At 72.9% G+C, this 14,297-nt stretch carries 10 protein-coding genes; 6 read left to right on the top strand and 4 right to left on the bottom strand.

Annotated elements, in window-relative coordinates; genetic code table 11:
• Positions 1–110: 110 nt before the first annotated feature.
• Together scpA and BLT76_RS01560 are read right to left on the bottom strand one after the other, a co-directional pair.
• Positions 111–2,273 carry a methylmalonyl-CoA mutase gene (gene scpA, locus BLT76_RS01565; protein ID WP_090850075.1) on the bottom strand — a complete coding sequence of 721 codons (2,163 nt, stop codon included), beginning with the start codon at positions 2,271–2,273 and terminating at the stop codon, positions 111–113.
• On the bottom strand, positions 2,270–3,988 hold the full coding sequence (locus BLT76_RS01560) for a methylmalonyl-CoA mutase family protein (RefSeq protein WP_090850073.1): 1,719 nt from the start codon (positions 3,986–3,988) through the stop codon (positions 2,270–2,272). The genes scpA and BLT76_RS01560 overlap by 4 nt, the downstream gene beginning before the upstream one ends.
• A 72-nt stretch (positions 3,989–4,060) precedes the next feature.
• On the opposite strand from BLT76_RS01560, the gene BLT76_RS01555 reads away from it, so the two are divergent.
• Complete coding sequence (locus BLT76_RS01555) at positions 4,061–4,477, top strand: hypothetical protein (protein WP_090850071.1); 417 nt, start codon at positions 4,061–4,063, stop codon at positions 4,475–4,477.
• Here BLT76_RS01555 and BLT76_RS01550 read toward each other — a convergent pair.
• Together BLT76_RS01550 and BLT76_RS01545 are read right to left on the bottom strand one after the other, a co-directional pair.
• A complete protein-coding gene (locus tag BLT76_RS01550; protein WP_090850069.1) occupies positions 4,474–4,986 on the bottom strand; it encodes a DUF1707 SHOCT-like domain-containing protein in 513 nt (170 codons plus the stop codon). The two genes, BLT76_RS01555 and BLT76_RS01550, sit on opposite strands and share 4 nt — an antisense overlap.
• Positions 4,983–6,551, bottom strand: coding sequence for a sulfatase-like hydrolase/transferase (locus BLT76_RS01545; RefSeq protein ID WP_244509206.1), 1,569 nt, complete (start codon positions 6,549–6,551; stop codon positions 4,983–4,985). The genes BLT76_RS01550 and BLT76_RS01545 overlap by 4 nt, the downstream gene beginning before the upstream one ends.
• 151 nt (positions 6,552–6,702) lie before the next feature.
• Here BLT76_RS01545 and BLT76_RS01540 point away from each other — a divergent pair, with 151 nt between their 5' ends.
• The 5 genes from BLT76_RS01540 to BLT76_RS01520 all read left to right on the top strand — a co-directional run bounded on the left by BLT76_RS01540 (position 6,703) and on the right by BLT76_RS01520 (position 14,263).
• A complete protein-coding gene (locus BLT76_RS01540; RefSeq protein ID WP_090850064.1) occupies positions 6,703–7,767 on the top strand; it encodes a glycosyltransferase in 1,065 nt (354 codons plus the stop codon).
• 49 nt (positions 7,768–7,816) lie between these two features.
• Positions 7,817–10,642, top strand: a complete 2,826-nt coding sequence (locus tag BLT76_RS01535; protein WP_090850062.1) for a helix-turn-helix transcriptional regulator — start codon at positions 7,817–7,819, stop codon at positions 10,640–10,642.
• A 130-nt stretch (positions 10,643–10,772) separates the two neighbouring features.
• Complete coding sequence (locus tag BLT76_RS01530; protein ID WP_090850060.1) at positions 10,773–11,477, top strand: succinate dehydrogenase cytochrome b subunit; 705 nt, start codon at positions 10,773–10,775, stop codon at positions 11,475–11,477.
• Between the two features lie 21 nt (positions 11,478–11,498).
• Positions 11,499–13,520: a fumarate reductase/succinate dehydrogenase flavoprotein subunit gene (locus tag BLT76_RS01525; protein WP_090850058.1), complete on the top strand. Its 2,022-nt coding sequence runs from the start codon at positions 11,499–11,501 to the stop codon at positions 13,518–13,520.
• Complete coding sequence (locus BLT76_RS01520) at positions 13,520–14,263, top strand: succinate dehydrogenase/fumarate reductase iron-sulfur subunit (protein ID WP_090850055.1); 744 nt, start codon at positions 13,520–13,522, stop codon at positions 14,261–14,263. The genes BLT76_RS01525 and BLT76_RS01520 overlap by 1 nt, the downstream gene beginning before the upstream one ends.
• Positions 14,264–14,297 lie beyond the last annotated feature (34 nt).

Genomic DNA, 14,297 nt, shown 5'->3' with positions numbered 1-14,297 from the left:
GAACCGCCATGGAAGTTAAGGAGGGTCGGTTAACCGGAGGGGACCTCCGGGGGACGACCGCCCCGAGGGGAGACGTACGACGTCTGTCGATCAGGTGAACGAGCCCGCGATCAGTGCTCGAGCTCCTCGCGCAGCGCGGCCAGCAGGTCGAGGGCCGACTCCGCGATGACGGTGCCGGGCAGGAACACCGCGGCGGCCCCCATCTCGCGCAGGGTGGGGACGTCGTCGGGCGGGATGACGCCGCCGATCACGATCATGATGTCGGGACGGCCCTGCTCGGCGAGCGCCTCCTTCAGCGCCGGCAGCAGCGCGAGGTGGCCGGCCGCGAGCGAGCTGACGCCGACGATGTGCACGTCGGCGTCGACCGCCTGCTGGGCGACCTCCTCCGGCGTCGAGAACAGCGGCCCCACGTCGACGTCGAAGCCGAGGTCGGCGAACGCGGAGACGACGACCTTCTGGCCGCGGTCGTGGCCGTCCTGGCCCATCTTGGCGACCAGGATGCGGGGTCGGCGGCCCTCGGCCTCCTCGAACTGCTCGGTGGCGTCCAGCACCTGCTGCACCAGGGTGCCGTCGCCCTCGCCGGCGGTGTCGCGGTACACGCCGCTGATCGTACGGATCACGGCCTGGTGCCGGCCGTAGACCTTCTCCAGCGCGTCCGAGATCTCGCCGACGGTGGCCTTGACGCGGGCCGCGTCCACGGCCAGCGCGAGCAGGTTGCCGTCGAGCGAGCCCTTCGACGCGCCCCGCTCGGCGCTGTTGGTCAGCGCCTCCAGCGCCCGTCGTACGTCGTCGTCGTCGCGCTCGGCCCGCAGCCGGTCCAGCTTGGCGATCTGCTGGCGGTAGACGTCGTCGTTGTCGACGCGCAGCACGTCGAGCTTGTCCTCGGCCGCCAGCCGGAAGGTGTTGACGCCGATGACCTTCTGGGCGCCCGAGTCGATCCGCGCCTGGGTGCGCGCGGCCGCCTCCTCGATGCGCATCTTGGGGATGCCCTGCTCGATGGCCTGGGCCATGCCGCCGGCCTGCTCGGCCTCCTGGATGTGGGCCCAGGCCTTCTCGGCGAGGTCGTGGGTGAGCCGCTCGACGTAGTAGCTGCCGGCCCACGGGTCGATGGTCCCGGTCGTCCCGCTCTCCTGCTGCAGCAGGAGCTGGGTGTTGCGGGCGATCCGGGCGGAGAAGTCGGTCGGGAGCGCGATCGCCTCGTCGAGCGCGTTGGTGTGCAGCGACTGGGTGTGGCCCTGGGTCGAGGCCATCGCCTCGATGCAGGTGCGGCCGACGTTGTTGAAGACGTCCTGGGCGGTGAGCGACCAGCCGGAGGTCTGGCTGTGCGTGCGCAGGCTGAGCGACTTGGGGTTCTGCGGCTCGAACTGGCGCACCAGCCGACTCCACAGCGCCCGGGCCGCGCGCATCTTGGCGATCTCCATGTAGAAGTTCATGCCGATCGCCCAGAAGAAGCTGAGCCGCGGCGCGAACTGGTCGATCGTCATGCCGGTCTCGAGGCCCGCGCGGATGTACTCGACGCCGTCGGCCAGGGTGTAGGCGAGCTCCAGGTCGGCCGTCGCCCCGGCCTCCTGGATGTGGTAGCCGGAGATCGAGATCGAGTTGAACCGCGGCATCCGCGCCGAGGTGAAGCTGAAGATGTCGGAGATGATCCGCATCGACGGCGCCGGCGGGTAGATGTAGGTGTTGCGGACCATGAACTCCTTGAGGATGTCGTTCTGGATCGTCCCCGCGAGCTGCTCCGGCTTCACCCCCTGCTCCTCGGCCGCCGCGATGTAGAGCGCGAGCACCGGCAGCACCGCGCCGTTCATGGTCATCGACACCGACATCTCGTCGAGCGGGATGCCGTCGAAGAGCGTCCGGGCGTCGTAGATCGAGTCGATGGCCACGCCCGCCATGCCGACGTCGCCGCGCACCCGCGGGTGGTCGGAGTCGTAGCCGCGGTGGGTCGCCAGGTCGAACGCGACCGACAGGCCCTTCTGGCCGGCCGCCAGGTTGCGGCGGTAGAAGGCGTTCGACTCCTCCGCGGTGGAGAACCCGGCGTACTGCCGGACGGTCCAGGGCTGGGTCGTGTACATCGTCGGGTACGGCCCCCGCAGGAACGGGCTGAGCCCGGGCCAGGTGTCGAGCGCGTCGAGACCGGCCAGGTCCGCGGCGTCGTACGACGGCTTGATCGGGATGCCCTCGGGGGACGTCCACGGCTCGCCGGACACCTCCCCGGTCGGCGCGATCGCGCCGGCCAGGTCGAGGCCGCTGAAGGACTTCGGAATGCTCATGCCAGCTGCTCCCGGACTCGGGTGAGGAAGGCGAGGGCGTCGACGCCCATCGCGCAGGAGTCGTCGGTGCCGTCGATCGGCTTGCCCGCGACGATGACGTACGACGCCCCGGCGGCCCGGAGCGCCTCGGCGGCGGCCGGTCCCAACGCGGCGTAGGCGCCGTCGGGTCCGGCGAGGCAGACCACCCGCTGACCGGCGTAGGCCGCGACCAGCTCGTCGGCGTCCTTCGTCGGCCCGGCGACGTCGACCGCGACCCCGCCCGCGGCGAGGAGGTTGGTCGCGAAGGTGGCCCGCGCGGTGTGCTGGGCGATCGGGCCGAGCGTCGCGAGGAAGACGTGGGCGTCCGGCGGGGTGTCGCGCATCGCCTCGTAGCTGGCGCCGTACGGACGGACGTCGGTCCAGGCGTCGTCGGCCGCGCGCTGCGGCAGCGTCTCGGCCAGGTTCGGGAACTCCGAGAGCCCGGTGAGCGGGCGCCTGCGCTTCGCGACCTCGGCCTCGCGGCGCTCGACGGTGGCGGCGATCTCGGCGTCCAGGTCGGCCCCGTCCTCGAGCCGCCCGAAGAGCTCCCACGCGGCGACGGCCAGGTCGTCGGTGAGCTTCTCGACGGCGTACGAGCCGCCGGCGGGGTCGGCGACCTTGGCCACGTGGGACTCGTCGACCAGCAGGTGCGAGGTGTTGCGGGCGATCCGGCGGCCGAAGCCCTCCGGGCGACCGAGCGGGCTGTCGAACGGCAGCACCGTCACCGCGTCCGCTCCCCCGACGCCGGCCGCGAAGGCGGCGACCGTGGTGCGGAGCATGTTCACGTAGGGGTCGTAGCGGGTCATCATCGGCCGGCTGGTGACGGCGTGCTGACGCTGCCCGCCCTCGCCGCCGCTCAGCTCGAGGACCCGGGCCCAGAGCCGACGGGCGGCGCGCAGCTTGGCGATCGTCGGGAACTGCTCGTCGGTCGCGGCGTAGCGGAACTCCACCAGCGACGCGGTCTCGGTGACCGGGATCCCGGCGCCCTCGAGGACCCGCAGCAGCCGGGCGGCCACCGCCAGCGCGTGGGCCAGCTCCTGGACGTCGGAGGCGCCGCGGTCGTGGACGGCGGTCGCGTCGACGACGAACCCGAGGACGCCCGCGTCGCGGGCCAGGCCGGCCGCAGCGACGAGGACCTCGTCGGCGGCCGTCGCGTCCACCCCGAGGTTGGTGCCGGTCGCGAGCTCGCGGTCGCCGACGTACTCGAGGAAGGCGCGGGCGGCGGCGAGCGGGTCGGCCGGCGCGTCGAGGACGACCGGCGCGAGGTCGAGCAGCACGCCCTCGAGGAGCGCCGCGAGATCGGTGCCGTCGGTGCCGACCCACAGGGAGGTCACGCCACCGTCGAGGTCGATCAGCGCGGCCTCGTTGGCCGACTTGGCGTCACCGCCCCCGAGGTGGGCCCGGACGTCCCAGGCGCCGACGCGGGTCGGCCGGCCGCTGGTGACCAGGCCGTCGAGCAGGTCGGGGGTGCCGAGCGGGGTGACGGCGATGCCGTCGAGGGTCGTCCGGGTCAGCTTGTCCCAGACGACCGCGTCCGGGTCGTCGTCACCGATCCGTCGGGACTTGCGGAGCACCGCGGCGGTGGCCGCCTCCCACTCCTCACGGGTGTGCCGGTCCTCGGGCGCCGCCAGGTCGAGCGAGCCCTGCTCGGGCTCCAGCTCCTCGGGCTCGGGCAGCCCACCTTCCACCTCGGTCATGGTCGGCACCTTAGGAGCGTCGCGTGACCGGGGCCACGAAGTGTGACCTTTTCGACCGATAGCCTGCGCCGCGTGAAGGTGCGCGACCCGCAGGGCCAGACCTGGCGGGTGACCCGGCGATGGGTGCCGTGGCGACGCCGGCTGAAGGGCAGCCTCGACGCGTTGCCGGACCTCCCCGGCGGCACCTCGCTCGGCGACGACCCGGTCAGCCTGGTCATCGGCCTCGTCCTCCTGGTCCTGCTGCTCCCCTTCCTCCTGCTCGTCCTGGTCGCCGGGCTGGAGCTGCTGCTGCTCCTGCTGGTCCTGCCGTTCGCGATCCTCGGCCGGGTGCTGCTGGGCCGCCATTGGACGGTGGAGGTACGACGCGGCTTCCGCCCCTTCTGGGAGCAGGAGACCGGCGACTGGCAGGCCAGCGGCGTGCGGATCCACGAGGTGGCCGACGCGATCCGCCGCGGCGACCCACCGGCGCAGACCCTCGGTCGGGGTTAGCGCGGTGGCGGACCAGCCATCAGCTCTCGCTCACGCAGCGCGATCCGCGTGCGCGCCCGGACCAGGGTGAGCAGCAGCGGGATGCCGGTGTAGACGAGGATCCAGACCGGCCAGAACAGCCCGCGGCCGTCGAGCCACCAGACCAGCACGCAGGCCGCGCCGGGACCGAGGAACACGGCCAGGTCCTTCATCAGCTGGCCTCGAAAACCGGCCATGGCCATCGCCCGGGCGACCCGGGGGTCCATGCCCCCGGCGGCCAGCGGGTCGGGCTCGGGTCGGCCGGTCGGGAGCAGGTCGGAGACCAGCTCCAGCAGCCCGCCGAGGGTGAGCTCCGGCGTCAGGTCGGCCGACCTCGACTCCAGGTCGGACTCGGTCAGCCGGCCCTCGGCGTACGCCTCGCGGAGCAGGGCGCGGACCAGGTCGCGGTCGGCGTCGGAGCTGCGCAGCCGGGCGTGCTCGGGAAGGCGGGGGTCGTAGGTGAAGCCACGCCAGCGGGCGTCGACGCTCATCCCGGGAACCTCGTCGGGTCGGCGGCCCAGGCGGCCGGGTAGAACTCCTGCGGGCACTGCGCTCCCATGCAGTCCCGGTAGCGCACCGCGAGCCGCTTCAGCGCCAGCAGCACCGGCTTCGACGCCGGGTCGTGAGCGAGGTTGCGCATCTCGTACTCGTCGGTGGCCCGGTCGTAGAGCTCCTCCTCACCGCCGCGGAAGCGGACGTAGGTCCAGGCGCCCAGCCGCACCCCCATGTAGAGCCGACGGCTGCCGTCGCCGCCCGGCCAGCCCTCGATCGGGATCGCGCGGACCTGGTCCAGGGCGTTGACCCACGGCAGGATGTCGACGCCGTCCAGGGGATGGTTCACCTCGGCCCCGGCGACCCCGAGGAGGGTGGCGGCGAGGTCGGGGTTGGTGACCGCCGTCCTCACCTCGTGGCCCTGCGGGAGCCCGGGACCACGCATCAGGACCGGGATGCGCAGCGAGTCGTCCCAGGGGTAGAGCTTGCCGTTGAGGTTGTGGGCGTCGACCGTGAATCCGTTGTCGGAGGTGAAGACGACGAGCGTCCGGTCGAGCTGGCCCGTCTCCTCCAGCGTGTCGACGAGCGCCGCGACCCCGCGGTCGATGCCGCGGGCGGCCTCGATCCGCCGCTGGTAGACGGTGCGCAGGGCCCGCTTCTCCAGCTTGGTGAACCGCCGGTGGGACGGCTTGTTGGCCTTCGCCAGATCGTCGGTGTCGTCGGGGAACGAGTACGGCAGGTTCGGGATGCTGACCCGCTGGTAGTAGCCGCGGTCCTCGTCGGCCGGGACCGTCGTCTTGAACGCGGCGCGGGTGTCCTTCGGGTGGATGGTCCGCGGGTCGCCCGGGCCCTCCGGGCCGCCGACGTGCGGAGCGACGTAGTTGACCCAGGCGAACCACGGCCTCCCGTCCCGGTCGCCGGTGATCATGTCCTGGGTCTGCTCGGTCATCACCTCGGTGGCGTAGCCGGGCACCCGCCGGACCTCGCCGTTGATGTTCATCCGCCGCCGGTCGAAGCGGTACGTCGACGGGTCGATCGTCGCGCGCCAGTCGGTCCAGCCCGGTGGGAGGTCGTGCTCGGTGTCGGCTCCGGTCAGCGGGTTCACCTTGCCGTAGCCGTTGATGTACTTGCCCGCGAACAGGGTGTCGTAGCCGACCTTCTGCAGGGCGACGGGCACGGTGTTGGTGTCGTCGAAGCTGGCGTAGCCACCCCCGTGCCCGGTGATGGTCACGGCACCGTGGTTGTGGGCGTACTGACCGGTCAGCAGCGACGCCCGCGCCGGCACGCAGATCGGCGTCGGCGCGAGGGCGTCACCGAACGCGACCCCGCCCTCCTGCAGGAGCTCGAGCGTCTTCGGCATGAAGACCAGGTCGCGGACCGCGAGGTCGTCGGCCGTGATCAGCAGGATGTTGGTCCGGCCGTCGGGCCGCTCGACCGCAGGCGTCGGCGTGGAGGCCGCGTCCGACCCGATCCCCGTCACCGCCAGCGCCCCCACGGCCAGCGTCGCCAGCAGCGCGCGAGGCGTCCGCGGCGTCCGTGCGGGCCACCCTCTCACCCGTCCCACCCCGTCATTCGAAGGTCACTCGATCAATCAGCACAAGTCGAGTCAGGTTACTTCTCGGGGGTGCCCGGCCGACGCGGGCACGCCGGGCGGATTCACGCGACGTCCACCCGCACGCCACCGGGCCGACGGACGGCGGGGCGAGGGTGGGCCCATGAGGATCGCGCTCGTCACCGAGACGTTCTACCCGGCCGTGGACGGCGCCACGACGACGGTGAAGGCGGTCGCCGACCGGCTCATCGACACCGGCCACGAGGTGCGGATCATCGCGCCCGGTCCGGGACTGTCCTGCTACCGGCACAGCGAGGTGGTCCGCCTGCGGCCGCTCGACAAGCCCGGCGGGCAGGTACGGGACGCGCTGGCGTCGTACCGCCCGGACGTCGTGCACGTGACCAGCCCCGGCACCGTCGGCCGCAAGGCGCTCAAGCACGCCGCCCGCCTGGGCATCCCCAGCGTCGTCGTCCAGCAGGCGCCGGTCCCCGACCTGACCGCCGACTACTGGCGGGCCAAGGTCGCCGACCGCGCCGGGCGGGTCCTCGTCACCGCCCCCTGGATGGTCGACCGGGTCGCCGCGCTCGGCGTCGAGGCGGCGCTCTGGGAGCCCGGCGTCGACACCGACGCGTTCACGCCCGCGCTGCGCGACGCCTGGCTGCACGGCTCCTGGTCGCGGGCCCGCTCGAAGCAGGGCCCCCTCGTCACCGTCGGGTACGTCGGCAGCCTCCACCGCCGCCACGGCGTACGACGGCTGCCGGAGCTGAACGCGGTCGCCGGGATCCGGCCGGTCGTCATCGGCGCCGGGCCGCAGCGCGACTGGCTCCGGTCGCGGATGCCGCAGGCCAAGCTGACCGGCGCGCTGGAGACGGGCGATCTCACCGTGGCGCTGGCGACCCTCGACGTGCTGGTCCACCCCGGCACCGAGGAGACCTGCTGCCACGCGCTGCGCGAGGCCGCGGCGAGCGGCGTCCCCGTGGTGGCCCCGGGGGCCGGCGGCGCGCGCGACGTCGTACGTCCGCTGGAGACCGGGCTGCTCTACGACCCCGAGGACCCGCACGGCCTGGTCCGCGCGGTCCGGGCGGTGACCGCCGACCGCCAGCGCGCGCTGCTCGGTGCGCGGGCCCGCGAGCTGGCCACCCGGGACTGGCGGCAGGCCGTCGACGAGCTGGTGGAGCGGCACTACGGCGTCTTCAGCAGCCGGGAGATTCGCCCCACGACCCGGTAGTCGCGCCCTATGCTTCGCGCGTGCGGGACGACGCGAGGGCCGGGGCGCGATGAGCTCCGCCGCGGACATCCTCGAGCGTGAGAGCGAGCTCGACCGGCTCGCCGCGGCGCTGGCGTCCGCCGCCACCGGGTCCGGTCAGGTGGTGGTGATCGAGGGCGAGGCCGGGATCGGCAAGACCCGGCTGGTGCGCGAGGCGCGCGAGCTGGCCCGGGCGCGCAGGTTCGGGCGGCTGCAGGCGACCGGCGACGAGGCCGAGACCACGGTCGCGTGGGGCGTCGTACGCCAGATGGTGGAGCGCTCGGTCTCCCGCTACTCCGGCGAGGTCCGCGACGCGATCCTGGCCGGCCCGGCCGGCGCCGCGCTGCGCGCCCTCGACGTCGCACCCGACGGGCCGGGCGCCACCGACGCGGAGGTGGCCCGCACCCTGCACGCCCTGTGGTGGGTGGCCGTCGACCTGTCCGCCACCCGCCCACTCCTCATCACCGTGGACGACGCGCAGTGGTCCGACCAGCCGTCGCTGCGCTTCCTCAGCTACCTGTCCCGCCGGGTGGCCGACCTGCCCATCGCCCTGGTGGTCGCGACCCGCCCGCCGTCGGGCGGCACCGGCCCGCTCACCGAGCTGACCGTGTCGCGCCAGGCCGAGCGGCTGCTGCCCGGACCCCTGACGCCGGCCGCGGTGGCGGCCTTCAGCACCCCCGCCGGCGTCTCGCCGTGCCCGCCCGTGGTCGCGGCGATGCACGCGGCGTGCGGGGGCAACCCGTTCCTGACCGGCGCGCTGCTCGACGAGCTGGTCAGCGGCGGACACGACGTCACCGACCCGGCGGCCGCCGCGGTCGTGGCCGGCCTCGGGCCCAGCACCGTCTCGCGCGCGATGCTCAGCCGGCTCAGCGAAGAGGCGCTCGCGGTCGCCGGGGCGGCCGCGGTGCTCGGCACCGGCGCGAGTCCCTGGCTGGCGGGCCGGGTGGCCGCCGTACCCGACGAGGCGCTGCCGCAGGCGGTGGCCACGCTGGTCCGCGACAACGTGGTCGTCGAGGGCGCCGAGGGCCTGGTCTTCGTCCACCCCGTGATCCGCGAGGCGACGGTCGCCGCGCTCGGGCCGCTCACCGCGGCGGCCATGCACGCCCGGGCCGCGGTCGAGCTGCACGCGCGCCAGGCCCCGCCGGCCCAGCTGGCCACGCATCTGCTCGCCGCGCCGGCCGGCACCCTTCCCGACGGGCCGGACCTGCTGGCCCGAGCGGCCGCCGGCTCCCTCGCCGTCGGAGACACCCGTACGGCGACCGCCTGCCTGGAGCGCGCGCTCGACGAGCGACCCGGCGACCCGGTGCTGCGCGAGCGGCTCGGCCGGGCGCTGCTGCTGGCGGGCGACGCCGCGGCCGCGCGCGACCACCTGCTCGCCGCCGCCACGACGGTCACCGATCCCCGCGAGCGTGCCGACCTGCTGGCCACCGCGAGCCGCGGCACCCTCGACGCCGACGGCCCGGCGGCCGCGACCGAGGAGCTGGAGCGCGCGCTCGCCGACTGGCCGCCGGTCGAGGAGGAGCCGGCCCGGCTGGTGCTCGAGGCCCGGCTCGGCGTCACCCGGTCCTTCGTCCCCGCCCAGCGACGGGTCGCCGACCGGCACCTGGCCGGGTTCACCGACCTCGCGGGCGACACCCCCGAGGAGCGGACCCTGCTCGCGCTGCTCGCCCAGCGCGGCCGCTACCGCAACGACCCGCACCTGGCGACGGCCGAGTTCGCCCGTCGGGCGCTCCGCCACGGGGCGCTCTTCGACGACGCCGCCCGCGGCGACGGCCTGGTCGGCTGGGTGCTGGCGATGATGTCGTTCATCTCCGCCGATGCCCTGCCCGAGGCCCGCGCCGAGATCGACCGCGCGCGGCTGCGGGTGGTCCGCGGCGGCTCGCCCGTCGACTTCGCGATGGTCGCCAACGCGGCCTGTCTCGCGGCCTGGCGCTCCGGCGACGTCCGAGCCACCGAGGCCGAGGCCGACGCGATCCTGGCCGCCGTCGAGCACGAGCCGCCGTCGCCCGAGGTGGTCTCGCTGCGGGCCACCGCGGCCAACCTCGGCGGGTACGCCGCCCTCGAGCGCCGCGACCTCGCGGCGGTCCGCGCCCTGCTCACGTCGTACGACGACCACACCGGCGGGTTGCGCGTGATGCCGGCGATCTGGCTGCACGAGCTGCGGGCCCGGGTCAGTCTCGCCTCCGGCGACCCGCACGCCGCTCTCCAGCAGCTCGACCGGCTGCGCCGCGAGGCCGCCGACGCCGACGTCGATCCGGCCGCACTGGCCTGGCGGCTGCCCGCCGCGATCGCCCACTGGCGCCTCGGCGACGCGGCGAGCGCCCGGGCCCGGCTGGCCGAGCAGGCCGCGCTCGCCCGTCGCTGGGGCAGTCCCACGGACGTGGGCGCCGCGATCCGCGTCGCGGCCCGCTTCGAGGAGGACGCGGCCGCGCGGGCGGGACTGCTCGCGGAGGCGGTCGCCGTCCTCGAGGGCGCGGCCGACCGGCTGGAGCACGTCAAGGCGATGGTCGACCTCGCCGAGACCTGGCGGGCGCTGGGTCGTCGTACCGAGTCGCGCGAGCTGCTCGGCCCGGCCACCGAGCTGGCCGCCGCCTGCGGCTCGCCGTGGGTGCGCCAGCGCTGCGCCGCCGCGCTGGAGGCGCTCGGCGACCGGCCGCGCCGCTTCGTCGCCCCGGGCCCCGACTCACTGACCGCGAGCGAGCGCCGGGTCGCCGGCCTCGCCGTCGTCGGGCACAGCAACCGCGACATCGCCCACGAGCTGTTCGTCTCGCCCAAGACCGTCGAGAATCACCTGGGCCGGGTCTACACCAAGCTCGGGATCAGCTCGCGGCGGGAGCTGGCGAGCGCACTGGGCTGACCCGGGTTGGCAGGGCGCCCCAAGCATGGTTAGGCTTGCCTAAGTTCTGCGCCTGAGCGGGTTCAGTAGCGGTGTTTGTCACACCGCCTGCCCGTCCCCGCGCGCACGCTGGGCGGTAGCGTGGTCACTCGTGGCAACCCCGACACTCGTCAAGGGAGCGCGCTCGACCCGCTCCACGATCGCCCTGAAGCTGGCCATGGCCGTCAGCGGACTGATCTTCATCGGCTACGTGCTGGCGCACATGTACGGCAACCTGAAGGCCTTCTCGGGTGAGGAGGCCTTCAACGAGTACGCGCACCACATCCGCGAGATCGGCGAGCCGATCCTCCCGCACGCCGGTGCCCTCTGGATCTTCCGCGTCGTGCTGCTGCTCGCCCTGGTCGTGCACGTGGCCTCGGCCGTCGCGCTGTGGCGCCGCGCCAGCAAGGCCCGCACCCAGAAGTACGCCGTCAAGAAGAACATCCGGTCGTCGCTGTCGTCGCGGACGATGCGCTGGGGCGGCCTGACGCTGCTGCTCTTCATCGTGTGGCACCTGCTCCACTTCACGATCGTCAAGGTCGACGTCAGCACCGGCGACACCGGCAGCGACAACCCGTACCGCCTGCTCGTCGACTCCTTCGACGTGTGGTGGATGACGGTGATCTACCTCGTCGCCATGCTCGCCCTGGCCATGCACCTGCACCACGGCATGTTCAGCGCCATCCAGACGCTCGGCTTCACCAACACCGCGAAGTCCCGGGCCCGGGCTCGCGAGGCCGGCTGGATCCTCGCCGTGGTCGTCGCCGGCGGCTTCTCGCTGGTCCCGATCTTCACGCTCTTCGGCGTCATCTCCTAGGAAACGGAAGCGATCGCACTCATGGCAGCCACCGATCCGTCGCACACCACGCCGCTCAACTCGGCGCCGACGCAGATCTCCGACGACGCCCGCGGCTACTACACGCCCGGCGAGCCGCTCGTCGACCCCGTCGCGCCGACCGGCCCGATCGGGCAGCGCTGGACCCAGCGCAAGTTCGACAACCGCCTGGTCAACCCGGCCAACCGTCGCAAGCTCGACGTGATCATCGTCGGCACCGGCCTCGCCGGCGGCGCGGCCGCCGCCACGATGGGCGAGGCCGGCTACAACGTGAAGTCCTTCTGCTACCAGGACTCCCCGCGCCGGGCCCACTCGATCGCCGCCCAGGGCGGCATCAACGCGGCCAAGAACTACAAGGAGGACGGCGACTCGACGTTCCGTCTCTTCTACGACACCGTCAAGGGCGGCGACTACCGCTCGCGGGAGTCGAACGTCTACCGGCTGGCCGAGGTCAGCGCCGACATCATCGACCAGTGCGTGGCGCAGGGCGTCCCCTTCGCCCGTGAGTACGGCGGCCTCCTCGACAACCGCTCCTTCGGCGGTGTGCAGGTCTCCCGCACGTTCTACGCCCGCGGCCAGACGGGTCAGCAGCTGCTGATCGGCGCCTACCAGGCCATGGAGCGCCAGGTCGCGGCCGGCACGGTCACCGAGTACACCCGCCACGAGATGCTCGAGGTCATCGTGGTCGACGGCAAGGCCCGCGGGATCATCGCCCGCGACCTGGTCACCGGCGAGATCGAGACCCACCTCGCGGACGTCGTCGTCCTCGCCACCGGCGGCTACGGCAACGTCTTCTTCCTCTCCACCAACGCGATGGGGTCCAACGTCACCGCTGCGTGGCGCGCGCACCGCAAGGGCGCCTACATGGCCAACCCCTGCTACACGCAGATCCACCCGACCTGCATCCCCGTATCCGGCGACCACCAGTCGAAGCTGACGCTGATGTCGGAGTCGCTGCGCAACGACGGCCGCATCTGGGTGCCGAAGAACAAGGAGGACTGCGACAAGGACCCGCGGGACATCCCCGAGGAGGACCGCGACTACTACCTGGAGCGGATCTACCCGTCGTTCGGCAACTTGGTCCCCCGCGACATCGCGTCCCGCCAGGCCAAGAACGTCTGCGACGAGGGCCGCGGCGTCGGCCCGATGGTCGGCGACTTCCGCCGCGGCGTCTACCTCGACTTCACCGACGCGATCGCCCGCCTGGGCGAGGACGGCATCCGGGAGAAGTACGACAACCTCTTCGACATGTACGCCCGGATCACCGGCGAGAACCCGTACGAGACGCCGATGCGGATCTACCCCGCGGTGCACTACGTCATGGGCGGCCTGTGGGTCGACTACCACCTGCAGTCGAGCATCCCCGGCCTGTTCGTGACCGGCGAGGCCAACTTCTCCGACCACGGCGCCAACCGCCTCGGCGCCTCGGCGCTGATGCAGGGTCTGGCCGACGGCTACTTCGTGCTCCCGAACACCATCCGCGACTACCTCGCCGACGGCCCGTTCGAGAAGATCACCGAGGACCACCCGGCCGTCGTCGAGGCCCGCACGCAGGTCGAGGAGCGGGTCACCAAGTTCCTCTCCATCAACGGCACCCGCAGCGCCGACTCCTTCCACAAGGAGCTCGGCCACATCATGTGGGAGTACTGCGGCATGGAGCGCTCCGAGGACGGCCTGCGCAAGGCCATCGACATGATCCGCGAGCTGAAGGCGGCCTTCTGGTCCGACCTGAAGGTGCTCGGCACGGCCGACAGCCTCAACCAGAGCCTGGAGAAGGCCGGCCGCGTCGCCGACTTCATCGAGCTCGGCGAGCTGATGTGCATCGACGCGCTGAACCGGCGCGAGTCCTGCGGTGGCCACTTCCGCGCGGAGTCGCAGACCGAGGACGGCGAGGCGCTGCGCCACGACGAGGAGTTCGCGTACGTCGCGGCCTGGGAGTGGGGCGGCGAGGGCGGCGACCCGGTGCTGCACAAGGAAGACCTGATCTACACCGCCATCGAGATGAAGCAGCGGAGCTACAAGTAATGGACCTGACTCTCAACATCTGGCGACAGCCCGACGCCGTCACCCACGGTGCCCTGCACACCTACCAGCTGGCCGGCATCTCCGAGGACATGAGCTTCCTGGAGATGCTCGACGTCCTCAACGAGCAGCTGAACGCGGCCGGCGAGGACCCGGTGGCCTTCGACTCCGACTGTCGCGAGGGCATCTGCGGCACCTGCAGCTTGATGATCAACGGCCAGGCCCACGGCCCCGAGGTCACCACGACCTGCCAGCTGCACATGCGGTCGTTCAAGGACGGCGACACGATCACCGTCGAGCCGTGGCGTGCCGACGCGTTCCCGGTCCTGAAGGACCTGGTCACCGACCGCTCGGCCTTCGACCGGATCATCCAGTCGGGCGGCTACATCTCCGCGAACACCGGCTCGGCCCCCGAGGCCAACTCGGTCCCCGCGCCCCGCGACAAGGCGATGCGGGCGTTCAACGTCGCGACCTGCATCGGCTGCGGCGCCTGCGTGGCGGCCTGCCCCAACGGCTCCGCCTCGCTGTTCATGGGTGCCAAGATCACCCACCTCGGCGAGCTCCCGCAGGGCCAGCCGGAGCGCTACACCCGCGTGGTCGACATGGTCGCCCAGCACGACGCCGAGGGCTTCGGCGGCTGCACCAACATCGGCGAGTGCACCGCCGCCTGCCCCAAGGAGATCCCGCTCGACGTGATCTCCCAGCTCAACAAGGACCTGCGCACCGCCATGAAGCAGGGCCGCTAGCCCCACCTCGGGCGCCCAGTCAGCAGAAAGCGAG

This window comes from Nocardioides lianchengensis (assembly GCF_900101465.1).
In the GTDB taxonomy this organism is placed as follows: Bacteria; Actinomycetota; Actinomycetes; order Propionibacteriales; family Nocardioidaceae; genus Nocardioides; species Nocardioides lianchengensis.
The sequence above is the reverse complement of the archived record's forward strand: the minus strand, read 5'-3'. Positions and strand labels throughout refer to the sequence as shown.

Bases quoted from the DNA above. Each gene is read 5' to 3' on its own strand.
- scpA (WP_090850075.1), bottom strand. From the start codon at position 2,273: ATGAGCATTCCGAAGTCCTTCAGCGGCCTCGACCTGGCCGGCGCGATC.
- BLT76_RS01560 (WP_090850073.1), bottom strand. From the start codon at position 3,988: ATGACCGAGGTGGAAGGTGGGCTGCCCGAGCCCGAGGAGCTGGAGCCC.
- BLT76_RS01550 (WP_090850069.1), bottom strand. From the start codon at position 4,986: ATGAGCGTCGACGCCCGCTGGCGTGGCTTCACCTACGACCCCCGCCTT.
- BLT76_RS01540 (WP_090850064.1), top strand. From the start codon at position 6,703: ATGAGGATCGCGCTCGTCACCGAGACGTTCTACCCGGCCGTGGACGGC.
- BLT76_RS01535 (WP_090850062.1), top strand. From the start codon at position 7,817: ATGAGCTCCGCCGCGGACATCCTCGAGCGTGAGAGCGAGCTCGACCGG.
- BLT76_RS01525 (WP_090850058.1), top strand. From the start codon at position 11,499: ATGGCAGCCACCGATCCGTCGCACACCACGCCGCTCAACTCGGCGCCG.
- BLT76_RS01520 (WP_090850055.1), top strand. From the start codon at position 13,520: ATGGACCTGACTCTCAACATCTGGCGACAGCCCGACGCCGTCACCCAC.